21 protein-coding genes are annotated in these 22,423 nt (G+C 66.7%); 4 read left to right on the top strand and 17 right to left on the bottom strand.

Going from position 1 to position 22,423, the window contains the following annotated elements; all coding sequences use genetic code 11:
* Positions 1-84: 84 nt before the first annotated feature.
* The 16 genes from fliD to ACVOJ1_RS08420 form a co-directional block, all read right to left on the bottom strand.
* Positions 85-1,500: a flagellar filament capping protein FliD gene (gene fliD / locus ACVOJ1_RS08495; protein WP_053519585.1), complete on the bottom strand. Its 1,416-nt coding sequence runs from the start codon at positions 1,498-1,500 to the stop codon at positions 85-87.
* Positions 1,501-1,936: 436 nt separating this feature from the next.
* Entirely contained in the window at positions 1,937-3,115 is a 1,179-nt protein-coding gene (locus ACVOJ1_RS08490) for a flagellin (protein WP_312550813.1), read from the bottom strand.
* 86 nt (positions 3,116-3,201) lie between these two features.
* Positions 3,202-4,434, bottom strand: a complete 1,233-nt coding sequence (locus tag ACVOJ1_RS08485; protein WP_065176170.1) for a flagellin — start codon at positions 4,432-4,434, stop codon at positions 3,202-3,204.
* A gap of 72 nt (positions 4,435-4,506) precedes the next feature.
* On the bottom strand, positions 4,507-5,724 hold the full coding sequence (locus tag ACVOJ1_RS08480) for a flagellin (protein ID WP_053517904.1): 1,218 nt from the start codon (positions 5,722-5,724) through the stop codon (positions 4,507-4,509).
* 368 nt (positions 5,725-6,092) lie between these two features.
* The gene (gene flgL, locus ACVOJ1_RS08475) at positions 6,093-7,295 is read right to left on the bottom strand and encodes a flagellar hook-associated protein FlgL (protein WP_053517905.1); all 1,203 of its coding nucleotides are present in this window, start codon (positions 7,293-7,295) and stop codon (positions 6,093-6,095) included.
* Positions 7,292-9,172 carry a flagellar hook-associated protein FlgK gene (gene flgK / locus ACVOJ1_RS08470; RefSeq protein ID WP_053517907.1) on the bottom strand — a complete coding sequence of 627 codons (1,881 nt, stop codon included), beginning with the start codon at positions 9,170-9,172 and terminating at the stop codon, positions 7,292-7,294. Before flgK ends, flgL begins: the two co-directional genes overlap by 4 nt.
* Before the next feature lie 8 nt (positions 9,173-9,180).
* Entirely contained in the window at positions 9,181-10,377 is a 1,197-nt protein-coding gene (flgJ, locus tag ACVOJ1_RS08465) for a flagellar assembly peptidoglycan hydrolase FlgJ (RefSeq protein WP_197599950.1), read from the bottom strand.
* A 1-nt stretch (position 10,378) separates the two neighbouring features.
* Positions 10,379-11,506, bottom strand: coding sequence for a flagellar basal body P-ring protein FlgI (locus ACVOJ1_RS08460; protein ID WP_481558704.1), 1,128 nt, complete (start codon positions 11,504-11,506; stop codon positions 10,379-10,381).
* An 8-nt stretch (positions 11,507-11,514) separates the two neighbouring features.
* Complete coding sequence (gene flgH, locus ACVOJ1_RS08455) at positions 11,515-12,207, bottom strand: flagellar basal body L-ring protein FlgH (RefSeq protein WP_253118440.1); 693 nt, start codon at positions 12,205-12,207, stop codon at positions 11,515-11,517.
* A gap of 22 nt (positions 12,208-12,229) precedes the next feature.
* Positions 12,230-13,015, bottom strand: a complete 786-nt coding sequence (flgG, locus tag ACVOJ1_RS08450; protein ID WP_053517910.1) for a flagellar basal-body rod protein FlgG — start codon at positions 13,013-13,015, stop codon at positions 12,230-12,232.
* A gap of 103 nt (positions 13,016-13,118) precedes the next feature.
* Positions 13,119-13,868: a flagellar basal body rod protein FlgF gene (locus tag ACVOJ1_RS08445; RefSeq protein ID WP_164152916.1), complete on the bottom strand. Its 750-nt coding sequence runs from the start codon at positions 13,866-13,868 to the stop codon at positions 13,119-13,121.
* A gap of 32 nt (positions 13,869-13,900) precedes the next feature.
* Positions 13,901-15,124, bottom strand: a complete 1,224-nt coding sequence (gene flgE / locus ACVOJ1_RS08440) for a flagellar hook protein FlgE (RefSeq protein ID WP_053517912.1) — start codon at positions 15,122-15,124, stop codon at positions 13,901-13,903.
* 31 nt (positions 15,125-15,155) lie between these two features.
* Positions 15,156-15,839: a flagellar hook assembly protein FlgD gene (locus tag ACVOJ1_RS08435; RefSeq protein WP_346480323.1), complete on the bottom strand. Its 684-nt coding sequence runs from the start codon at positions 15,837-15,839 to the stop codon at positions 15,156-15,158.
* A 23-nt stretch (positions 15,840-15,862) separates the two neighbouring features.
* Positions 15,863-16,270 carry a flagellar basal body rod protein FlgC gene (gene flgC / locus ACVOJ1_RS08430; protein WP_053517916.1) on the bottom strand — a complete coding sequence of 136 codons (408 nt, stop codon included), beginning with the start codon at positions 16,268-16,270 and terminating at the stop codon, positions 15,863-15,865.
* A 3-nt stretch (positions 16,271-16,273) separates the two neighbouring features.
* Positions 16,274-16,669 (bottom strand): flagellar basal body rod protein FlgB, encoded by a 396-nt coding sequence (flgB, locus tag ACVOJ1_RS08425; protein WP_053517917.1) that lies wholly within the window; start codon positions 16,667-16,669, stop codon positions 16,274-16,276.
* A 166-nt stretch (positions 16,670-16,835) separates the two neighbouring features.
* Positions 16,836-17,780: a chemotaxis protein gene (locus tag ACVOJ1_RS08420; protein WP_053517918.1), complete on the bottom strand. Its 945-nt coding sequence runs from the start codon at positions 17,778-17,780 to the stop codon at positions 16,836-16,838.
* A gap of 129 nt (positions 17,781-17,909) precedes the next feature.
* Between ACVOJ1_RS08420 and flgA the strand changes: the two genes are divergently transcribed.
* The 4 genes from flgA (at position 17,910) to ACVOJ1_RS08400 (ending at position 20,591) form a co-directional block, all read left to right on the top strand.
* Positions 17,910-18,566 (top strand): flagellar basal body P-ring formation chaperone FlgA, encoded by a 657-nt coding sequence (gene flgA, locus ACVOJ1_RS08415; RefSeq protein ID WP_053517920.1) that lies wholly within the window; start codon positions 17,910-17,912, stop codon positions 18,564-18,566.
* A 75-nt stretch (positions 18,567-18,641) separates the two neighbouring features.
* A complete protein-coding gene (gene flgM, locus ACVOJ1_RS08410; RefSeq protein WP_346480322.1) occupies positions 18,642-18,947 on the top strand; it encodes a flagellar biosynthesis anti-sigma factor FlgM in 306 nt (101 codons plus the stop codon).
* The gene (locus ACVOJ1_RS08405) at positions 18,944-19,282 is read left to right on the top strand and encodes a flagella protein (RefSeq protein ID WP_053517922.1); all 339 of its coding nucleotides are present in this window, start codon (positions 18,944-18,946) and stop codon (positions 19,280-19,282) included. The genes flgM and ACVOJ1_RS08405 overlap by 4 nt, the downstream gene beginning before the upstream one ends.
* Before the next feature lie 91 nt (positions 19,283-19,373).
* Entirely contained in the window at positions 19,374-20,591 is a 1,218-nt protein-coding gene (locus ACVOJ1_RS08400; protein ID WP_065175707.1) for an ATP-binding protein, read from the top strand.
* 54 nt (positions 20,592-20,645) lie between these two features.
* Here ACVOJ1_RS08400 and ACVOJ1_RS08395 read toward each other — a convergent pair whose 3' ends face one another.
* The gene (locus ACVOJ1_RS08395) at positions 20,646-22,421 is read right to left on the bottom strand and encodes an EAL domain-containing protein (protein ID WP_065182186.1); all 1,776 of its coding nucleotides are present in this window, start codon (positions 22,419-22,421) and stop codon (positions 20,646-20,648) included.
* Between the last annotated feature and the right edge of the window lie 2 nt (positions 22,422-22,423).

Raw genomic sequence — 22,423 nt, 5'->3', positions numbered from 1 at the left:
ACTGCCGGCAGTACCGCGATGATTGCTGTTGCGTCCGTTATCGGTGCGTTCGGCACCAAACTTGAGTGCCGCGCGCGTCGTCCGTCAACCGTTCAACTGCGCCAGCTGCTGCTGCAGCGCCGAACTGCTCTGCTGCAGCTTGCCCATCAGGCTGTCCAGTGCGAGGAACTGCTTCTTGTACCGTGCCTCCACGCCGACCATGCGGGTATCCAGGTCCTTGCGGCGCTTGTCGATGCTGTCCAGGGTGTTGTTCAGGCCCTTGGTGCGGGCAACGAACGCACCCTCCTTGCCGACCGTCGTGCTCACGTAGCCGTCGACCAGCGAGTACAGCTGGCCCGCACCGCCGGCATCGCCGGTGATCGCCTGGCGGATCTTCTCCGGCTGGCTGGCAAGCGCGGCAGCGAACTTGGTGGTATCAAGCACCAAGCTGCCATCGGCATTGGGGTAGCCACGGGTCTGCAGGCCGATGGCTTTGGCGTCCAGGCCATCGCCGGACAGCGACTTGAGCACGCCCGACATCACCGAGCGCAGCTGGCTGGCGGCGCCGCGCATCTGCGCATCGCCGGTGAGGGCCGCCGCTTCCTTGGTCTTGGCGTCGTACTTGGTTTCGGTGTTGATGGCGGCGATGGCCGCGTTGTACGCGGTCACGAAATCCTGCATCACCTTGGTCGCCGCGGCCGTGTCGGTGCTGATCGTGACCGTGCTCTGTCCTTCCTTCTTCAGGTTCAGGGTCAGGCCCGGCACGGCGTCGGCCACGGTGTTGCTGGCGCTCACCACTTCAACGCCGTCGATGGTCAGTTTGGCATCGGCGGCCGCGGTGTTCTGCTTCAGGCTGCCGACCAGCGCTCCCAACTTCGGGTCGCTGCCGGCGTATTCGAGCTTGATCGCGTTTGCCGCGCCGGTCTTTTCCTGTGCGATCGACAGGTACTGGTTGTCGCCGGAGCTGATCAGGGTGGCCTGCACGCCTTCCTTGCGGCCGGCGGCGTCGATCTTGTTGCGGATCGTGGTCAGCGTGTCGCCTTCCTCGACCTCCACGTTCATGGTCTTGGCCTTGTCGCCGACGCCGACGGTCAACGTCAAGGTTCCGGCGGCGAACGTATCGGTCTTGGGCACGGAGGTGTCGGCGATCAGCTTGTGTGCGGTCGCCAGCGACTTGACGTCGATGATGTGCGTGCCATTGGACGCTGCCGCCTTGGTGGTGCCGACGTCATACAGCGCCACGCTGGCCGTCAGGATCTCGTCGGTACCGCCGCTGCCGCCCTTGCTGGCGGTGACCGTGCGGGTGTCGAAGGCCGTGGTGGCCTTCAGTGCAGTGAGTGCGGTCTTCAGCTTGTCGAAGGCCGCGGTGACGGTGCCGATCGACGACAGCTGCATCTTGGTCTTGGACTGCTGCAGGTTCAGCGCATTGTCGGCGGGCTTGCGGTCGGCCGCGACCAGCTGGCTGACGATGCTGGAGATGTCCAGGCCCGAGCCGATGCCACCGTATCCAAAGTCTGCCACGTCGTTTCTCCTGGTAATCCGGGCGCCGCGCTGCGGCCGCCCGTCGTCAACGAAAATAGCGGCCTGCGCCGCTGGGTCTTGAGGACTTCGTTGATGCATGCGCCGTGCCAGTGCCGGACGGCAGGTTTGGCATGCAGGTTGCAGGAGTGACGGGGCAGGGTGCGGTCGGGACGACGCAGGCTGCCGGGAGTCTGCAAAAAACCCTCCCCCAAAGCAGGGGAGGGATCAGGCTACTGACAATCGGGGGGAGACGAAGCCGCCCGGTGCGTACAGTCAAAGGTACAGCGCTGAAACAGAGGTCCGCAGGGGCGGGCGATGCCAAGCCGGTTCGGGAAGCGTCCCGGGCCGGGCATGGCCCGCGCCTGCGTGCGCCGTGGCTGTCGGGTTGCCGCTGCCGCCGGTTCGACCGGCGGCAGCGGTACCTTCTTGCCGTGGATCAGCGCAGCAGGCTGAGCACGCCCTGCGGTACCTGGTTGGCCTGGGCCAGCATGGCCGTACCGGCCTGCTGCAGGATCTGGGTACGGGTCAGTTCAGCGGTTTCCTTGGCGAAGTCGGTGTCCTTGATGCGGCTGCGCGAGGCGGACAGGTTCTCCGTCGAGGTCTGCAGGTTGGCGACCACCGAGGTGAAGCGGTTCTGGATCGCACCCAGGTCGGCGCGGGTGTTGTTGATCGAACCCAGTGCCTTGTCGACCACTTCCAGCGCCTGCTGGGCGCCGAGCACGGTGCTCACGTCCAGCTTCTGCACGCTGGCAGCGGTAGCGGTGCCCGCAGTGTAGGCGGCTGCAGCAGCGTTCGCGCTCCAGGTACCCGCGGCAGCGTCGAAATTGCTGCGCTCCAGTGCGATATCGGCAGCGACGACGTCCTTGCCTTCCTTCACCGAGCTCAGCTTCATCGTGCCGTCGCTGTTCGCTTCGGCATAGATGCCGGCTTCACCGATCTTGGCATTGATGGCGGTGGCCACGGCCTTGGCGGCCTCTTCGGCGGTGGCGCCGGCCTTGATCTCGACGGTGCCGATATCCACGTCCATCACCTTGCCGGTGATGCGTGCGCCATCGGTGCTTGCGGCCAGAATGGCCGTGCCGCCGGTGGCGAAGGTCGCGGTGCCCAGCGATTCGGTCTTGGCGTCCACCACCTTGTCGATGGCAATGGCCTGGCCGGCGTTGGCACCGACCTGGAACAGCTGGCTGGAGAACGAGCCGTCCAGCAGCTTGGTGCCGTTGAACTCGGACTGCTTGGCGACGCGGTCGATTTCGCTGACCAGCTGGGTCACTTCTGCCTGCAGCGCCTTGCGGTCGCTGGCCGAGTTGGTGGCGTTGGACGACTGCACCGACAGCTCACGGATGCGCTGCAGGTTGTTGCCGATCTCGGTCAGCGAACCTTCGGCGACCTGGGCCAGCGAGATGCCGTCGTTGGCATTGCGGATGGCGACGTCGGTGCCGCGGATCTGGGTGCCGAAGCGCTCGGAGATCGCCAGGCCGGCGGCGTCGTCCTTGGCGCTGTTGATGCGCGAGCCCGAGGACAGGCGCTGGATGGTGGTGGCCAGCGAGGCGCCGCTGGTGCTCAGATTGCGCTGAGCATTCAGCGACATCGTATTGGTGTTGATGACTTGTGCCATGGTGCATTTCCTTTGGCGGAGGTGGTACGTGGTTCAGGGTCCGGGCGCCGGCCTGGCCGGCGCCCGGGAGTCGATCACGGTGCGGATCAGCGCAGCAGGCTGAGCACGCCCTGCGGTACCTGGTTGGCCTGGGCCAGCATGGCCGTACCGGCCTGCTGCAGGATCTGGGTACGGGTCAGTTCAGCGGTTTCCTTGGCGAAGTCGGTGTCCTTGATGCGGCTGCGCGAGGCGGACAGGTTCTCCGTCGAGGTCTGCAGGTTGGCGACCACCGAGGTGAAGCGGTTCTGGATCGCACCCAGGTCGGCGCGGGTGTTGTTGATCGAACCCAGTGCCTTGTCGACCACTTCCAGCGCCTGCTGGGCACCCTTCACGGTGCTGATGTCGACGTCCTTCAGCAGCTTGCCCGGTGATGCGCCGGTGCTGGCGGTGGCGGCGGCGCTGTCGAAGCCGGTGACGCCGGCGCTGGTGCCCGCAGTGGCCGACATGGCGACGAACTTGCCGTCCTTGTCGACGCTTTCCTTCACCGAGGTCAGGTTGATCTGGCCGGCGGTGGTGCCGTCGAGTTCGGCGTAGACGCCGGTCTCACCGATCTTGGCGTTGATCGCGGTCACGGTCGCCGCGGCCAGGGCAGCCTGGTCCTTGGCGGCGTCGCCGGTGGAGGTGATCTTGACGTCGGCGATCTTGATCGCCGAGGTCAGGCCGCCGCCACCGATGGTCAGGCCGGAATAGGTGATTTCCTTGCCCGCATCGGCTGCGACGCTATCGCCTTCGTCGATGGCGATGGTGTTGGCGTCGAAGACGGCATTGCCCAGCGCGTCGGCCTTGGCATCGACCACCTTGTCGATGGCGATGGCCTGGCCGGCGTTGGCACCGACCTGGAACAGCTGGCTGGAGAACGAGCCGTCCAGCAGCTTGGTGCCGTTGAACTCGGACTGCTTGGCGACGCGGTCGATTTCGCTGACCAGCTGGGTCACTTCGGCCTGCAGCGCCTTGCGGTCACTGGCCGAGTTGGTGGCATTGGCGGCCTGCACCGACAGCTCGCGGACGCGCTGCAGGTTGTTGCCGATCTCGGTCAACGAGCCTTCGGCGACCTGGGCCAGCGAGATGCCGTCGTTGGCATTGCGGATGGCCACATCGGTGCCGCGGATCTGGGTGCCGAAGCGCTCGGAGATCGCCAGGCCAGCGGCGTCGTCCTTGGCGCTGTTGATGCGCGAACCGGAGGACAGGCGCTGGATGGTGGTGGCCAGCGAGCTGCCGCTGGTGCTCAGGTTACGCTGAGCATTCAACGACATCGTGTTGGTGTTGATGACTTGTGCCATGAGGAGAGGTCCTTGAGCGGTTGCACGTGAGTTGGGTCAGACGCCCCCGACGTGCCCCGGGAGCGGCTCATGTCAGCGCTGCAACAGGCTGAGCACGTTCTGCGGCACCTGGTTGGCCTGGGCCAGCATGGCCGTACCGGCCTGCTGCAGGATCTGGGTGCGGGTCAGTTCGGCGGTTTCCTTGGCGAAGTCGGTATCGCGGATGCGGCTGCGCGAGGCCGACAGGTTTTCGGAAGAGGTCTGCAGGTTGGCGACCACCGAGGTGAAGCGGTTCTGGATCGCGCCCAGGTCGGCGCGGACGCTGTTGACCGATTCCAGGGCCTTGTCGACGATCTCCAGGGCCTGCTGGGCGCCGGCGACGGTATCGATCTGGATGTCGGCGACGTGGGCGGCAGCAGTGCCGGCGGCGGGGGCGTTCAGATCGGTTGCAGTGGCGGTCGGCCCCATCTTCACGGTCACACCGGCCACGGTGTTGTCGGCCTTGACCGAGGTCAGGGTGACTTCGCCCGCGGTGGTGGACTGCGCGGCATGCAGGCCGGTTTCGCCGATCTTGCCGTTCAGGGCAGCAGCCAGCGCCTTGGTGGCGTTGTCCTGGTTGACCTTGCGCACCGCAGCGATCTCGGCCGCGGTGGCCGGCGCGCCTGGCGGGGTGGTGTAGTCGAACGTGACGTCGCCGATGCTGACGTCGCCCACCGTGATGTTGGCCAGCGTGCCGGCGGCGGCATCGACGGCTGCGTCATCCAGGGTGGCGCTGCCAGCGTTGACGAAGGTCGTCGCGCCCAGCGAGTTGGCCTTGGCATCGACCACGCTGTTGATGGCGATGGCCTGGCCGGCGTTGGCGCCAACCTGGAACAGCTGGCTGGTGAAGCTGCCATCGAGCAGCTTGGTGCCGTTGAAGTCGCTCTGCTTGGCGACGCGGTCGATTTCGCTGACCAGCTGGGTCACTTCGGCCTGCAGCGCCTTGCGGTCGCTGCTGGAGTTGGTGGCATTGGAGGCCTGCACGGCCAGTTCGCGGATGCGCTGCAGGTTGTTGCCGACTTCGCTCAGCGAACCTTCGGCGACCTGGGCCAGCGAGATGCCGTCGTTGGCGTTGCGGATGGCCACGTCCAGGCCGCGGATCTGGGTGCTGAAACGCTCCGAGATCGCCAGGCCGGCGGCGTCGTCCTTCGCGCTGTTGATGCGCAGGCCGGACGAGAGGCGCTGGATGGTGGTGGCCAGCGAGTTGCCGCTGGTGCTCAGGTTGCGCTGAGCGTTGAGCGACATCGTATTGGTGTTGATTACCTGTGCCATGGGGTCGTCTCCTCTTATTTGGAACCCGTAGGTGAATGGAACGAAGCGCCGCCTGTTTTTTGTTTGGCTGTGTGCTTCGCCGTTGCCAAATGAATAACGGCGCTTTGTCAACAACCTTTAGGCGTGAATTCCGATGAACCGGGAAAAGCCCGCGGGACGCTGTTCTTCCGGGGTTTCACCGGCCTGGAAGGGGGGCGGGCAGGGGGCGGGCGCCGCTGGCGGCGCCGGGTGGGGCGGACCTGGGCGCGCGGATCGTCAATGAACGCGCGCGGCGCACCCGCGGGCGAGGCAGCAGCAACGCGCTGCGGAAACGAAAAAGGCCGCGATGCAGGGCATCGCGGCCTTCATGGGCGTGTGCGGGAAACGGATCAGCCGATCTTGTTGAACAGCGACATCGACTGCATCTGCGAGAAGATCGTCTGTGCAGCCTGCAGCGCGGTGCTCTGCAACTGGTACTGGCTCAGGGCATCGGCGTAGTCCAGGTCGCGCATCTGTGACAGGGTGGTCTTCAACGTCACACTGTTGGCTTCGCGCATGTCCGCTGCATTGTCCAGCGCCTTGAGCTGCGATCCGCCGGCAGCACGCGAATCGATCATCCGCTCGGACGCGCGGCCTACGTCGCGCAATGCACTCTGCAGCTGGTTCTGCTGCGCCGCCAGCTGTGCGGTGCTGCCGGTATCGGCGTCGAGTGCGGCGATCAGCTTGTCCATCGTCGCGAAGATGTCGCGGCTGCCGGCCGGCTGCACGTTGAAGGTATCGCCGGGCTCGGCAGCGCCGGTGATCTGCAGGCGCACGCCGTTCACTTCCAGTTCGTCGCCGGGCTTCAGGGAGCCGGTACTGGTCACGTTGCCCGTTGCGTCCAGCACCTCGTACTGGTCGCTGGCGGTGAAGCGCACGCTGAAGGCCTGGCCGTTCCAGCTGTCGCTGCCGTCGCGGGTGATGTTGGTCAGCACGCCCTTGCCGGTGTTGCCTGCGGCGGCGCTGCCGTCGACGAAGCCATCGCCGGTTGGAATGCGCATGAAGATCTCGCTGCCGGGCAGGGCGTCGAGCACGTAGGTGTCCGGCCCCACTTCCACCTGGCGCTGGGTCTGGTCGCCGCGATAGACCACCTTGCCGTCGATCTTGGCGAACGGCGGATCGCCGTCATGGGTGCCACCGAATACATAGCGGCCGGTACCATCGCTGCTGTTGGCCAGCGACAGCAGGCCGTCGCGGATCTGGTTCAGCTCGGTGATCAGGGTCTTCTTGTCCGCGGCGCTCAGCGCCGGATTGCTGGCCTGCAGCGTCAGATCGCTGACGCGGCCCATCAGATCGTTGACCTGGGCCAGTGTGTTCTCCTGCACGCCGAGCCGGTTCTGCACGTTGCCGGCGTTGAGGCCCATGCGCTCGAGTGCCGCCAGGCTGCGGTCCAGGCCCACGGCGGTGCCCGCGGCCACGGGATCGTCCTTGGCGCTGACGATCTTGCTGCCGGTGGCGATCTGCTGCTCCAGGTGATTGAGCTTGGCCTGCTTGGCCAGCATCAGCGTCACCGACTGGTTGAACATCATTCCGGTGGAGATGCGGCTGCTCATCGGCGGACGGCTCCCAGGATGGTCTGGAACATGTTGTCGGCAGTGGAAATCAACTGCGAGGCGGCCTGGTAGGCCTGCTGCAGGCGGAGCATGTTCGCCGCCTCCTCATCCAGGTTGACGCCGGAGATTTCGTCGCGCGCGTCCTGGGCCTTCTCGTTGATCACCAACTGCGCTTCAAGCGAGTACTCGGCCGAGCGCGCTGCCGCGCCGACCTGGGTGGTCAGCCCGCCCAGTGCGCCGTTCAGGGTGACGGTGCCGCTGCTGAACGCCTTGGCGCTCTCCACCTTGGCCAGCCTTGCCGCGTTGCTGTTGTCCGAAGAGCCGGCCGGGGTCGGGGTGATGTTGAAGGTGTCGCCGGTACGCGGTGCACCGTCGAGAACGAAACTCCAACCGTTGGCGCTGATGGTCTGGCCGGGGGTGTAGGTCTGCGGAGGGCCACCATCGATGGTGTAGGTGGTGGCGGAGGTGAAGACGATCGCCGCAGGATTGCGCAGGTCCGCATGGCCGGCATCGGTCACGGAGACGCCGCTGAGCTTGCCCGTACCGGTATTGGCGGTGGCGGCGGCGCCCTTCACGGCAGCCGCGGCTGCGATGCGCGAGGGATCGGTGATGGCGATCTCCAGGCTGCCGGCCACGCCGGCAGTGGGCTGCAGCAGGAAGCGGTCGTTGATTGCCGGCGTGCCGCCGACCACCAGCTCGACGCCGTTGATCACCAGCGGATCGGCGGCGGTGCCGGTGCCGGTCAACGGAATGCTGGCGCCGGTGTCGGCGCGGCTCGCCTTCCACTGCGTGCCATCGAACTGCAGGACGACGTTCTGCGCGTCCAGCTTGCCGAGATCGCCGAAGCTGGCACTGATGCTGGCCGTCCCGCTGTTGCCACTGTTGGCCGTCACCCGCGGCGTGCCGATGTTGAAGAAGTCACCGCCGAGCTGGCCGTAGAGATCCACGCCCTGGTGGTGGACCTGGTTGAAGCTGTCGGCCAGGCCGATCGCCAGCTTGCCCAGTTCCGCCTGCGCCGGGGTCAGCACGGTGTCGCGGAACTCCATCAGCCCACCGATCTGGCCGCCGACGGCCTTGGGATCCAGGGTGATGGTGTTGCCCTGCGTTTCCAGTGCCAGCTGCAGGCGCTCGGGCTGGTACGGATCGGCCACGGTGGTGACCCGGGTGGCGGTGGTGCCGACCACCAGTGCGTTGCCGCCGGCGGTGTAGACGTTCATCACGCCGCCGTCCTGGATCACCGCGGTGCCACCGGTATAGCCGATCAGCTGCGAGATCAGCTGGTCGCGGCGATCGAGCAGGTCCGGGGCCGCGCTGGCGATGTTGGTGCCGATGGCGCCGTTGATCTGGGCGATTTCCTGCGCCAGCCGGTTGACCTCGGTCGCTCCGGCGAGCAGGCCGTTGTTGACCTCGCTGTTGAGGTTGTTCAGATGGGTATTGAGCTGCACGAAACGGTTGGCCAGGGCCTTGCCACCGTCCAGCATGCTCTGCCGGTCGGCCGTGCCGGAGGCATTGGAAGACAGGCCGCTGACCGAATCGAAGAAGCTGGACCAGACGCCTGCGACGTTGGTGGCGGCGTCGGAGAACAGCGCGTTGACTCGGTCGGCCATGCCGGACAACTGCTTCAGGCGTGCCAGCTCACCGCTGCTGTCGAGCAGGCGCGAGATCGCCAGCTGGTCGGCAGTGCGCCGGATGTCGGTGATGCGCGTGCCGTTGCCCACCGTGCCGTAGCCGAAGTTCTGCGGATCGGCCGTGGCGAAATTGACCTTCTGCCGGCTGTAACCCGGCGTGTTGAGGTTGGCCACGTTGTGGCTGGTGGTTGCCAGGGCGCGCTGGAAGGCGAGCAGGGCACCGGTACCGGTGGAAAGTACGCTGGACATGGGGTTCCTCAACGACGGGTGATACCCAGCGCCGCTGTTGCGGTGCTGGCGAAGGTCTGGCCAAGGCGACTGCCGGCATCGGTCACGGCGGCGACGGCACGCTCGATGGTCGGGCCGCCGGCGATCGCGGCGATCTTGGCGGCGTAGCGCGGATCGGTGGCATAGCCGGCCCGCTGCAGGCCCCGGGCGAAGCCCTGCACATCGGTGCCGGCCTGCAGGGCCTGCTGGTAGCGCGGGCTGGTCTTCAGCAGGCGCACGTAGTCGGCGAAGCTCTCGGCCGGCGAGGTGTAGGCACGGAAGCTTGCGGTTTCATTACGGCGCACGCCATCGACGTACTCATGGGTGCCGGCCACCGCACGCTGTCCGTTCCAGCCATTGGCCTTGATGCCGAACAGGTTGTGCGAGGTGCTGCCATCGGCGTGCTTGATCTGGCGCTTGCCCCAGCCGGTTTCCAGTGCGGCCTGCGCAACCAGCGCGCGGGCGTCCACGCCCAGCTCCCTGGCTGCGCTCTGCGCGTGCTGCCAGATGCTGGCGACGAAGCCTTCCGGGGTATGCGCACCCAGCTGGGCAACCGCGGTGCGGGTCGCCAGCGCATCGGTCGTAGTGCCGCTGCCACGGTTGCTGGCAGTGGCGGCCCACTGGTCGTTGCGGGCTGCCCAGTCGGGGCCGTCAAGCCCGGCGATGTACGGATCATCGGTGCCCAGCGACCGGTGCACGCTGCTGCTTTCGCGGCCGGCGATCAGGTCCAGGGCCTGTTCCATCGGCGCGATGGCGGCCGATGCATCCTGCTGTGCACCTGCAGCCATCTGCTGCAGCATGCGTACGGCCTGGCCGGCGTCCTCCAGCGGCAGCGACGGCGCCGCCTTGGCGGGCGCGTTGAGCTGATAGGCCCGGCTGGCCTTCGCAGCGCCGATGCCGGTATCCAGCGCCGGTCCTTCGGCGGTCGCTCCGGACAGCTGGCGGGTGATCATGGCCGACAGCCCGAGTCCCTTGCCACGGGTCATCGCCTCGGCGATCTTCTGGTCGTACATCTCCCGGAACATCTTGTTCTCACCGGGAAAGAGCGAGTCGCCGAAACTGGCATCGCGCATGCTCTTGACCAGCATCTGCGCGAACTGGCCTTCCAGCTGCCGCGCGACCTTGTCGATCCTGGCCGGGTCGTTCTGCTGCGCCGGATTCAGCTCGAAGGCGGGGGTGATGCGCATGTCAGATCACCTCGAGTTCGGCGCTCAGCGCGCCGGCCTGCTTCAGTGCTTCCAGGATCGCGATGAGGTCGCCCGGCGCGGCGCCGACGGCGTTCACCGCGTGCACGATCTCATCCAGTGTGGTGCCGCCATTGAACTTGAACATGCGGCTGCCATCGTTGGTGGCGGTGATGGTCGACTGCGGGCTGACCACCGTGCTGCCGCCGGCCAGTGCGTTGGGCTGGCTGACGTTGGTGTTCTCCTGGATAGTCACCGTCAACGAACCGTGCGAGATCGCCGCAGGGCCGACGCGGACCTGCTGGCCGATGACCACCGTGCCCGTACGCGAGTTGACCACGACCTTGGCCGGGGCGCTGCCCGGGGTCAGCTCCAGGTTCTCGATGCGGGCAAGCAGGCCGATGCGTGCACCCGGGTCGGTCGGCGCGGCCACCGCCACCGTCACGCCGTCGACGGCACGTGCCGCGCCTTCGCCGAAGGCGTTGTTGAGCGCGGCGACCATCCGCGAGACGGTGGTGAAGTCGTTGTTGTGCAGGTTCAGGGTGATTTCGCCGTTGGCACCGAACACATCCGGCAACGCGCGTTCGACCGTGGCACCGTTGGGAATGCGGCCGACGCTGGGCACGTTCACCGACACCCGCGAGCCATCCCTGCCCTGGGCACCGAAGCCGCCCACGATCAGGTTGCCCTGTGCGATGGCGTAGACCTGGCCATCAGCACCGCGCAGCGGCGCCATCAGCAGCGAGCCGCCACGCAGCGACACCGCGTTGCCGATCGAGGACACGGTGACATCGATGGGCTGCCCTGGCTTGGCGAACGGTGGCAGTTCGGCGTGGATCGCCACGGCGGCGACGTTCTTCAGCTGCGGATTGACGTTGGCCGGCACATTCACGCCCAGCTCGCCCAGCAGGTTCTTCAGGCTCTGCACGGTGAAGGGGGCCTGGCTGGTGCGGTCGCCACTGCCATCCAGGCCGACCACCAGGCCGTAGCCGACCAGCGCGTTGCCGCGCACGCCGCCGACCTGGGCCAGATCCTTGATGCGCTCGGCATTGGCGGGCGCAGCCACTGCCAGCAGCACCAGGCAGCACAGCGATGACAGACGGTGCCAGGAAGAGAAGAAGGTAAGCGTCATGGCCATGCTCAGAACGGCGTCAGGCCGGAGTTGAAGAAGCGGCTCAGCCAGCCCATCGCGTTGGATTGCGCGACCGGACCGCGGCCGCCGTAGACGATGCGGGCCTCGGCCACACGGCTGGAGGGAAGGGTGTTGTCCGGGCTGATGTCACCCGGGCGCACGATGCCCTGCACCTGCACCAGCTCGTCGCCCTGGTTCAGGCGCAGATTCTTCTGTCCCTGCACGACCAGGTTGCCATTGGGCAGGCGCTGGATCACGGTGACCGTGACGCTGCCCTGCAGGCGGTTGCTCTGTGCGCTGTTGCCCTTGCCGGTGAAGTCGCGCGCGCCCTTGGCGCTGGCGCTGAGGATGTCCTTGCCGCCCAGGGTGACCGGCGCACCGAAGATCGAGGGCGTCCCCAGGCTCAGATTCGATTCCTTGTTGGTGGCGGTGTTGGCGCTGGTCTGCGCGGTGGTGTTTTCCAGCAGCGTGATGGTCAGCAGGTCGCCGACATCACGCGCGCGGCGGTCCGAGTACAGCTGCAGGGTTGGCCCTGCCGCATAGATCGCACCGGCCGTCGGCTCCGCCTGGGGCGGCATGATCGGCTGCAGCGGCGCCATCGCGGGGTAGGGGCGCACGTCGCCGGCAATCACGCAGCCGCCGAGCAGGGCGGCCACCGTGCTGGCGAGGACAGTGCGGGCGAGGGTGGAAGTGGGCGACATGGCGTTATCCCGGTTGGGCCGGTCAGATCTTGTTGTTGAGGTAGGCCAGCATGGAGTCGGTGGTCGAGATCGCCTTGGCGTTCATCTCGTAGGCGCGCTGGGTTTCGATCATCGACACCAGCTCCTCCACCACGTTCACGTTGCTGCCTTCGAGCGCACCCTGGACCACGTTGCCGAGCCCGTTCAGGCCCGGATTGCCGTTCTGCGCCGGCCCCGAGGCGGTGGTTTCCAGGAACAGGTTCTCGCCGCGCGCCTGCAGGCCTGCGGGATTGACGAAGTCGGTCAGGGTCAGCGCACCGATTTCCACCGATGCGGCGTCGTCGGCCATCTTCACGCTGATGGTGCCGTCGCTGCCGATGGTCACCGACTGCGCGCCTTCGGGAATCTGGATGCCGGGCTGCACCGGGTAACCGCTGTTGGTGACCAGCTCGCTGTCCTGGTTGATCTTGAACGAGCCGTCGCGGGTGTAGGCGGAGCTGCCATCGGGCAGCTGCACCTCGAAGAAGCCCCGTCCATTGACCATCACGTCCAGCGCGCGGCCGGTCTGCTGCTGGCTGCCCTGCTCGAAGTTCTTGGCGGTGGCCACCACGCGCACGCCCGTGCCCAGCTGCAGGCCGGTCGGCAGCTGGGTCTGCGCCGACGATGCGCCGCCCGGCTGGCGGACCTGCTGGTACAACAGATCCTCGAAGCTGGCGCGGTCCTGCTTGAAGCCGGTGGTGTTGGTGTTGGCGAGGTTGTTGGAAACCACCGACATGCGCATCTGCTGCGCATCCAGTCCGGTTTTCGCGATCCACAATGCCTGGTTCATCTTCGGAGTCCTGTCTGGCTGAAACCGGCCGCGTGCTGCGGCCCATGGGGTACGGCGTGCAAGCGGTGTGCCAGTGCCGTTACGCGGCGCCGGCGGAATTCCGTCAGCTGCCCAGTCGCAGCAGGCTGTTGGCGCTGCGTGCGTTGTCATCACCGTGCTTGATCACCTGCACCTGCATTTCGTACTGGCGCTGCAGCTGGATCATCTGCACCAGTGCACCAGCGGCATCGACGTTGCTGCCTTCCAGCTGGCCGCTGTGCACGGTGGGCCCGAGGGCCTGGGCGAACGGCTGCAGCGGATCGGTGTTGCGGAACAGGCCATCAAGACCGCGCTCGAGCCGTTCGTCTGGTGCCTGCACCACCTTGATCCGGCCGATCATGGCCATGGTCTGCGGGCCTTCACCCTGCGGGATGATCGAGATCGTGCCGTCGTTGCCGATCTCCATCGCCTGGTAAGGCGGAATGGCGATCGGGTTGTTGTTGTCATCCAGTACCGCGCGCCCACCGGAAGTCACCAGCTGACCGTTCGGTGTCACCGACAGTGCCGCGCCGCGCGTGTACGCTTCGCTGCCGTCGGTGGACTGCACGGCCAGCCAGGTGCCGGTCTGCAGCGCCAGGTCCAGCGGCTTGCCGGTGATGTGCTGCGCACCGGGCCGGCGGTTGAAGCCGGCGTCGACGTGCAGCGCATCGACCCGCGAGGCAAAGCCCCGGCCCTGGATCGGGAAGGCCTCGGTGTTGGCCAGCGCTTCCTTGAAGCCGGGGGTATCGGAGTTGGCGAGGTTGTGGCTGAGCGTTCCCTGCGCCTGCAGGGAGGCGCGGGCACCGGTCATCGCCACGTAGAGGGCTTTATCCATGCGGGGAGTTCCGTGACAGGGTCAGCGGCTCATCAACGGATGTTGATGACGGTCTGGGTGATCTGGTCCTGGGTGGTGATCATCTGTGCGTTGGCCTGGAAGTTGCGCTGCGCGGTGATCATGTTGACCAGCTGCTCGGTCAGGTCGACAGTGGACGCCTCCAGCGAGCCGGCCTGGATCTTGCCGAGGTTGGAGGTATCGGGCATTCCGGTACGGGCCGTACCCGAATCGAACGTCTCCGCCCACACGTTGTTGCCCTTCTGCTCCAGGCCCTGCGGGTTGTTGAAGGTGGTCAGCGCAACCTGGCCGAGCGGCTTGTCGTCGCCATTGGAGTAGCGTGCGTAGACCACGCCGGTGTCCGACACCGTGATTTCGTTGAGCTTGCCCGCGGCGTAACCGTCCTGCTGGGTGTTGCGCAGGGCGAACTTCTCGCCGTACTGGGTCGAGCCGCTCACGTCCAGGGTCATGTTCAACTCGCCCGCGCCGGTGGTCGGGGTGAACGTGCCGAGGCTGATCCTGCCGTTGGCCGGTGCGGTCAGCTTGCCGCTGTTGTCGAAGGTGACCGGCGTCGGGGTACCTGCGGGTTCGCCGTCCACGAAGTTGTGCACGGTCCACTGGTTGACGCCGGCTTCCTTGACGAAGTACGACACCTGGATGTGGCTCACGCCCAGCGAGTCATACACGGTAATGCCGCCGCTGGAGTGGTTGTAGCTGTTGGAATTGGTGGCATCGAACGGCTGCACCGTCGGTTCCTTGGCGTTGGCCGGCAGGGTGAAACCAACCTTTACATCGCTGGTCTGCCGGGGCGGGCTGTCGGTGGTCAGCAGCTGCAGGTCGATCATGCGACCGGCGTCGAAGTTGGTGCCGTCGGCGTTGGGCGCGAACACCTGCAGGCGCGCGCCCTGCGGGTTGGTCACGTAGCCTGCGGCATCGGTCTGGAAGTTGCCGGCACGCGAGTACACCCGCTGGCCGTTCATGTTCATGGTGAAGAAGCCCTCACCGGAAATCGCCATGTCCAGGCTGCGGCCGGTCTGCTCGTTGTTGCCCTGGATGAACTGCTGGGCCACGTTGGAGACGCGCACGCCCGAGCCGACCGCGTTCTTCGACAGGCCGTAGCTGGTGGCGGCGAACAGGTCGGCGAACTCGGCGCGCGACTGCTTGAAGCCGGTGGTGTTGACGTTGGCGACGTTGTTGGCGGTGACGCTCAGGTCGGAGTTGGCGGCATTGATGCCGGACAGCGAGACATTGAAGCCCATGGGATGCTCCTGGTAGATGCGGGTAGGCGGCTCAGCTGACGCGGAGCACGTAGTCGATCGGGGCCGTGCCCAGGCCCTTGAGGTTCAGGTACAGGCCATCGGAACCGACGGTCACGCTTTCCACCGGTGCCTGCACATAGGTGGACAGCTTGGTGCTCTTGCCAGCGGTATCGACATGGTTGGCGACCACGCTGTACTTGCCCGGCTCCATGCGGTTGCCGGCGGCATCCTTGCCATCCCACTGGAATGCGGTTTCGCCCGCGGCCTTGGCCTCGACGCTGATCGAGGTGACCTTGGCGCCGTTGGCATCGGTGATGTCCACGGTGATGATGCCGGCGCCGGGCGCGGCCACCGTGCCCTCGACGCTGCCTTCGTTCTCCAGCACCAGCTTCTCGGACGGCACCAGCACCTGGTGCCCCACCAGCGCGGCGCCACGCAGCACCTGGTCGCTGGCCATCGACTGCTGGAAGCCCTGCACCGTGTTGTTCAGATCGGTGATGCCCTGCACGGTCGACATCTGCGCCATCTGCGCGACCATCTGCGTGTTGTCCATGGGCTTGAGCGGGTCCTGATGCTGCAGCTGCTCGGTCATCAGGCGCAGGAAGTCGGCCTGGTCCAGAGTGTTCTTCTTCTTGGTGGCGTTGCTGTTGGGAGCATTCAGGCCCAGTGCGGAGTAGACGTCCTGGCTGGTCTGGTTGTTGACGGCAGTGGTCATGGCGGTATCCGGTACTGCGGGCCTCAGCGGCCCATGGTCAGGGTGGCCAGGGCCAGTTCCTTGGCGGTGGTCAACATCTCCACGCCGGCCTGGTAGTTGCGTGAGGTCGAGATCAGATTGACCATCTGCGCGACAGGATCGACGTCGGGCTGGTAGATGTAACCGTCGGCGTCGGCAAGCGGGTGGCCGGGCTCGTAGCGCTTGATCGGCGCCGCCTCGCTGCGGGTGATTTCCTTCACCTGCACCGAGGTGATGTTCGGGTCGTCCTTGCTCGTGACCGCCTGGAAGATCGGCTCCAGCGGCTTGTAGACGGCCTCGGCCGAGCCGGCAACAGTGTCGGCGTTGGACAGGTTGGAGGCGATGGTGCTCATGCGCACCGACTGCGCCTGCAGCGCGGAGCCGGCGATGTCAAAGATCGGCAGGTTGCTCATGGCTTATTGCCCCGTGATCGCGGTCAGCATGGAACGGACCTTGCTCTCGACGAAGCTGAGCGATGCGCGGTACTCCAGCGCGGCGCGACCGTAGGCGGCGCGCTCTGCATCCGGATCGACGGTATTGCCGTCAAGGCTGGGCTGGACACCCTCGCGCGCGATCTGGAACGGATTCAGGCCGTTGTTGATCGCATAGTGCTGCTCGTGGGTGGTGGCCATCAGGCCGTTGCCATCCTGTCCCTGTGCGCTGCGCAGGGCGGCGTCGAAGTCCAGGTCCTGGGCCTTGTAGCCGGGGGTATCGGCATTGCCGAGATTGCTGGCGATCAGCTTCATCCGCTGTTCGCGCAACGGCATGGCCTGGGCATGTACGCCCAGGTAGTCGGTAATCAGGTTGCGCACGATGCACTCCCACGGGAACGTTGCCCGGGAAGCTGCAAGCGGTGTGCCAAAAGGTCGTGGGCGGGGCGGGGCGCCGCTACGCTCGCCGGGCACGGCCCGGCGCTACCCAAGGGGCGGCCAACATCCGGTAGCGCCGGGCCATGCCCGGCGGGGAACCCCGGCGGCCTCAGGCCGCCATCGCCACCTTGCGCAGGCGGTCCAGCACGAAATCGGCCAGCTCGTGCGGGGAGTACTTGGCGACGAAGGCATTGGCGCCCACGCGCTCGACCATCGCGTTGTTGAATACGCCCGACAGCGAGGTGTGCAGCAGCACGTACAGCCCCGCCAGCCCCGGATGGCGCCGGATTTCCGTCGTCAGCGTGTAGCCGTCCATCGCCGGCATCTCGATATCGGAGATGACCATGGCGTAGCGGTCGGCGGGATTCTCGCCCGAGGCGTGGATCTGCAGCAGGTGGTCCAGCGCCTGCCGGCCATCGGAGAGCAGGGTGGCGCCGACCCCCAGCTGGTCCAGCACGCTGCGGATCTGCTGGCGTGCCACCCGCGAGTCGTCCACCACCAGCACCTGCAGCTGCGGGCCGTCGGCGGGCATGGCCATCTGTGGATCGAGCACGGCCTCGCCCCGGATCTGCGCGATGTCGGCCAGCACGCTTTCCACGTCGATCACCTGGATCAGCTCGCCCTGGAAGCGGGTGACCGCCGTCAGATAGCTCGATTCAGCGCCCAGTTCCGGTGGCGGATGGATGTCCTCCACCGCGATGTTGACGATGCGCTCCACGCCGCTGACCAGGAAGCCCTGGATCGAGCGGTTGAATTCAGTGACGACCAGGTAGCCGGGCGAGGTATCGGCATCCGGCTCGCGCTCGGGATGACCGATCGCCAGGCCCAGGTCCAGGACCGGCACCGAGCGTCCGCGTACATCGGCCACGCCGGCGAACTGCCCGGGCAGGCCGGGCACCTGGAACAGCTCCGGGCGCCGCAGCACTTCCTGCACCTTGAATACATTGACGCCAAAAAGCTGACGTCCGCCGAGGCGGAACAGCAGCAGCGCCAGTCGGTTGTGGCCGGCCAGGCGGGTCCGCTGGTCGATCCGGTTGAGCAGGTCATGGGACATGGCTGCTGTATCGGCGTGCAGCGGCGGGAACTTGAGGGTCCGATCCAGCGGCGCCGAGTGTGGTGCCGCGCGTCGCACTGGCACGCCGCTTGCACGCGTCCGGGCCAGGTCCCATCGACAGGAGGCGCCATGCGCCCGATCTCCTCCATCCTGGCAGTCGCGCTGGCCATTGCCTCGCCCTGGGCAGTGGCCGCCGACTGGCAGCCGGTGGCCAGCATCCGTGCGGCGGCGTTGTCGAGCCTGCCCGCCGGCAGCGAAGGCGAGGCCCAGGTGGCTGACGCGCTGCGTCTTCCCCGGTGCGGGGGAGCGCTGCAGGTGCAGCCGACAGCGAACACCACGGTCGAGGTCAGCTGCCCCGATGCGGGCGGCTGGCGCCTGTTCGTACCGGTGAAGGTGCGGCGCAACCAGACGGTGCTGGTGCTTGCACGCGGCATCGCTGCTGGAGAAACGCTGACGGCTGCCGATATCAGTACCGCCCAACGCGATGCTGCACGCATTGCCGGGGCCGTGCTGGCCGATCCCAATGCAGCGATCGGCCGCATCGCCCGGCGTCCGCTGCAGGCTGGAACGCTGCTGTCGAGCAACGACCTGGTCACCCAGCGTCTCATCAAGCGCGGAGACAATGTGGCGCTGGTGTCGCGGCGCGGCTCGGTCGAGGTGCGCATCGCGGGCCGGGCGATGGGCGATGCCGGCGAGAACGAACGCATCTCGGTGGAGAACCTCTCCTCGCGGCGCATCGTGCAGGGCACGGTGGATGCCCGTGGTGACGTAATCGTGGCGCGTTGAATTCCCGCAAGATTTCCCTAAAGATCACGGCCCTGCGGCCGTTATCCCTTGTGAACGGCAACTCCAGGACACCCCATGAGCCAGAAAATCGACGGCAACCTGCAGGTCCCCCAGGCACTGCGCAGCGTGACGAGCCCGGCCAGCAAGCCCGGCGTCAGCAGCGACTCGCCGGCGCGTCCGGTGGAGGCGGCCGACAGCCTGCGCCTGACCGGCGAGGCCACCAATCTGCAGGCCATCGAACGCGAACTGACCACGGCGCCGGCGATCGACGCCCAGCGCGTGGCCGCCGTGCGCGAATCGCTGCAGAACGGCACCTATACGATCAATCCGGACGCGATCGCTTCGCGCATGCTTGAGCTGGACCAGCAGCTGCACGGATGACCGCGGCGATGAGCGAGCCGTTGCAGCGCCTGGCGCTGGCCCTGGACGTCGAACGCCAGGCCCTGGTCGAGCATGACGTGCACGCATTGATCCGCGCCACCGGCGCCAAGCTGGAGGCGCTGCGTGCGCTGGAAGGCGCACCGCCGGTGGGCGAGGGCGAACAGCTGCAGGAGCTGGCCGAGCGCAATCGCGCCAACGGCGTGCTGCTGTCGCGCAGGCGCCGCGAAGTGAACTGGGCGCTGCGCCAGCTGGGCCGCAGCGAAGAGGCCTCGGCCTACGATGCCAAGGGGCAGGCCCACGCAGTCACCGCTGGCCGTCCTCTGGCGGTGGCCTGACGCAATTTCGCGCGGACCTCCCGGCTCGCAGGCTGTCGCCTGCGGCACGACCGCGTATATTGGGCGCCTGTTCGAATGCCCCTGAGCCGCCGTGTCCGCTGCCAACGTCCTGGTTACCGCCCCCCTTCCACCACAGCCGGTGCTGCAGGCGTTGCTTGAACGCCTGCGCGAGGGCCTGCTGCTGTTCACCGAAGACGGTCAGGTCGCCTTGGCCAATCCGGCCGCGCAGAACCTGCTGGCCAGCGACGAAGGCCTGCTGCCGGCACCACAGCGCCTGCGTCAGCTGCTGCCGCCGGACGCGCTGGAGCACGCCCGCCAGAACGGTCACTGGAACGGCAGCCTGCCGCTGGGCGAGGGCGTGGTGATCGCGCATCTGTACCATCACGGTCCGCCCGGGCAGGGCCACTACCTGGCACTGTTCCGCCACATCGAGGGCCAGGAAGACTACGAGCGCGAGCTGCAGCAGCGCCATGCCGAACTGCGCCAGGCCTACCTTCGATTGAACGGCACGCAGGAAAAGCTGCTGCAGTCGGAGAAGATGGCGTCCATCGGCCAGCTTGCCGCCGGCGTCGCGCACGAGATCAACAACCCGATCGGCTACGTGCACTCCAATCTCGGCAGCCTGCAGGAGTACCTGCGCAGCCTGTTCACCGTGATCGAGGCCTACGAGCGCGCCCTGCGTGCGCCCGACCCGAAGGCGCTCATCCCGGAGATCGACGACATCCGTGACCGGCTGGACATCGACTTCATCAGCCGCGATCTGCCACAGCTGATGGCCGAGTCACGCGAGGGCATCGAGCGGGTGACGCGCATCGTGCGCGACCTCAAGGACTTCTCGTACTCCGGCCGCGATGAGTCGTGGAAGCTGGTCGACCTGCACGCCGGCCTCGAGTCCACCATCAACATCATCTGGAACGAGCTCAAGTACAAGGTCACCCTGGTGCGTGAGTTCGGCCAGCTGCCGCTGGTCGAGTGCCTGCCGTCCGAACTCAACCAGGTCTACATGAACCTGCTGCTCAACGCCGGCCATGCCATCGCCGAGCGTGGCACCATCACCGTGCGTACCGGCGTGGAGGGCGACCATGTCTGGGTCGAGTTCGAGGACACCGGTGGCGGCATCTCGCCCGAACTGCGCCAGCGCATCTTCGATCCGTTCTTCACCACCAAGCCGGTGGGCAGCGGAACCGGCCTGGGCCTGTCGATCTCCTACAGCATCATCAACAAGCACCACGGTCGCATCGATCTGGACAGCACCCCCGGCGTCGGCTCGCGCTTCCGCGTGGTGCTGCCGGTGAAGCAGCCGCGCTGAGCCGCCGCACGGCACAGGTGCACGGTAGCGCCGGGCCATGCCCGGCGGCCTCCATCACCGCAACGGCGGGCGATCCTCGCCACCGTCACCTGCGTCCATCGTCACCGGGCCGGCGTTGCTGCGGCGCTGTTCCTCGTAGGTACGGAAGGCCTGGTGGATGTGCTTGCGCAGCTCGTCGTCGTTCCATGGTTTGGTCAGGAAGCGGTAGATCGCGCCGCGGTTGATCGCGTCGGTCACCGTGTTCAGATCGGTGTAGCCGGACAGCACGAGGCGGATGGTGTCGGGGTACAGCATTTTCACCCGGCCCAGGAACTCGGTGCCGCTCATGTCGCTCATGCGCTGGTCGGACAGGATCACCTGCACATCGTTGATCGCCAGCAGATCGAAGGCGTCGCGCACGTTGCCGGCGGCAAGGATGCGGTAGCCGTCGCGACGGAACAGGCGCACCAGCGAGCGCAGCACGTTCTCTTCATCGTCCAGCAGCAGCAGGGTGCGGTCCGGTCGGGTCTCGGCGAATGCTTCCGGGCGCAGGTAGCGCCGGCGCAGGGTCATGCCCGCGGCATCGGCCGACATCGGTTCGCCGAACAGATAGCCCTGGAACACATCGCAGTCGTTGCGGCGCAGGAAGCCCAGCTGTGCCTGCGATTCCACACCGTTGGCGATCACCGTCATGCCCAGCTGGTGGCCCATGGCGATGATCGCACGGGCGATGGCGGCCTCGCGGTTGCCGGCGGGCGCGCTCTTGATGAAGCTGCGGTCGATCTTCAGCTTGTCCACCGGATAGCGCACCAGCGCGCTCAGGCTGGAGTCGCCGGTGCCGAAGTTGTCCAGGCTCAGGCTGATGCCTTCGTTGCGCAGGTTGGCCAGGGTCTCGTGCACGAAATTGACGTTGTTGGTCAGTGCGCTTTCGTTGATCTCCAGCGTCAGCATCTGCGCCGGCACGCCCGCTGCCTGCAGCAGCGACATCACTTCGGCGAAGAAATTCGGTCGCAGCAACTGCAGGGTGGAGACATTCACCGCAATGGTGAAGTCGTCGAAACCCTGGTCGCGCCACAGCCGGGCCTGCTTGAGCGCGCCCTCCAGCACCCAGGTACCGATCTGCACGATGATGCCGAGCCGCTCGGCCGTTCGCATGAAGCGCTCCGGTACCAGCATCCCCAGCGTCGGCGACTGCCAGCGCAGCAGGGCTTCCATGCCCACCACATGGCCATCGCGTGCGCTGACCAGGGGCTGGTAGCGCAGCTTCAGCTCGGCATTGGGGATGGCATCGACGATCTGGCGCGCGATGATGCTCTCGCTGTGCGCGCTGGGCGGTGTGTCCACGGCATGGATGCGCACCGCGTTGCCACCCTCGCGGGCGGCCTGGTACAGCGCATCTTCAGCATGATCGAGCAGGCGCGAGGTGCTGCTGGCATGCTCCGGGCACAGGCTGACGCCCAGCTTGCCGGTCATGAACAGGGTGTAGGGCAGCACCGACAGCGGCAGTTCCATCTGCTGGCGGATCTCTTCGGCGAAGTCCTCCGGCAGCGGCAGGTCGGCGTCGCGCGGCACGGCGATCAGGAACTCGTCGCTGCCATGGCGCCACAGCTTGCCGCGTCCGCGCAGGTAGGACTGCAGGCGTTGCGCCACCAGTACCAGCGCCTGGTCACCCACTTCCGCGCTCATGTTCTCGTTGACCGACGCGAAGTGGTCGATGTCCACATGCATCAGCATCAGCGGCGTGCCACCCGAAGCGGCTTCGGCCACCATCGCCTGCAGCTCGGGATTGCCGGCGCCAAGGCGGTCAGGGGCATCGTCGATGCTGACCAGCGGCAGATTGGGATTCCACATAG

The sequence above is a fragment of the Stenotrophomonas sp. STEN225 genome (assembly GCF_056756445.1).
This window is presented reverse-complemented; position numbering and strand designations above follow the sequence as displayed.

Coding starts and splice junctions, on each gene's coding strand:
- ACVOJ1_RS08490 (WP_312550813.1), bottom strand. CDS start 3,115: ATGGCACAAGTCATCAACACCAATACGATGTCGCTGAATGCTCAGCGC.
- ACVOJ1_RS08485 (WP_065176170.1), bottom strand. CDS start 4,434: ATGGCACAAGTCATCAACACCAACACGATGTCGTTGAATGCTCAGCGT.
- ACVOJ1_RS08480 (WP_053517904.1), bottom strand. CDS start 5,724: ATGGCACAGGTAATCAACACCAATACGATGTCGCTCAACGCTCAGCGC.
- flgL (WP_053517905.1), bottom strand. CDS start 7,295: ATGAGCAGCCGCATCTCCACCGGAATGATGTTCAACCAGTCGGTGACG.
- flgK (WP_053517907.1), bottom strand. CDS start 9,172: ATGTCCAGCGTACTTTCCACCGGTACCGGTGCCCTGCTCGCCTTCCAG.
- flgJ (WP_197599950.1), bottom strand. CDS start 10,377: ATGCGCATCACCCCCGCCTTCGAGCTGAATCCGGCGCAGCAGAACGAC.
- ACVOJ1_RS08460 (WP_481558704.1), bottom strand. CDS start 11,506: ATGACGCTTACCTTCTTCTCTTCCTGGCACCGTCTGTCATCGCTGTGC.
- flgH (WP_253118440.1), bottom strand. CDS start 12,207: ATGTCGCCCACTTCCACCCTCGCCCGCACTGTCCTCGCCAGCACGGTG.
- flgG (WP_053517910.1), bottom strand. CDS start 13,015: ATGAACCAGGCATTGTGGATCGCGAAAACCGGACTGGATGCGCAGCAG.
- ACVOJ1_RS08445 (WP_164152916.1), bottom strand. CDS start 13,868: ATGGATAAAGCCCTCTACGTGGCGATGACCGGTGCCCGCGCCTCCCTG.
- flgE (WP_053517912.1), bottom strand. CDS start 15,124: ATGGGCTTCAATGTCTCGCTGTCCGGCATCAATGCCGCCAACTCCGAC.
- ACVOJ1_RS08435 (WP_346480323.1), bottom strand. CDS start 15,839: ATGACCACTGCCGTCAACAACCAGACCAGCCAGGACGTCTACTCCGCA.
- flgC (WP_053517916.1), bottom strand. CDS start 16,270: ATGAGCAACCTGCCGATCTTTGACATCGCCGGCTCCGCGCTGCAGGCG.
- ACVOJ1_RS08420 (WP_053517918.1), bottom strand. CDS start 17,780: ATGTCCCATGACCTGCTCAACCGGATCGACCAGCGGACCCGCCTGGCC.
- flgA (WP_053517920.1), top strand. CDS start 17,910: ATGCGCCCGATCTCCTCCATCCTGGCAGTCGCGCTGGCCATTGCCTCG.
- flgM (WP_346480322.1), top strand. CDS start 18,642: ATGAGCCAGAAAATCGACGGCAACCTGCAGGTCCCCCAGGCACTGCGC.
- ACVOJ1_RS08405 (WP_053517922.1), top strand. CDS start 18,944: ATGACCGCGGCGATGAGCGAGCCGTTGCAGCGCCTGGCGCTGGCCCTG.
- ACVOJ1_RS08395 (WP_065182186.1), bottom strand. CDS start 22,421: ATGTGGAATCCCAATCTGCCGCTGGTCAGCATCGACGATGCCCCTGAC.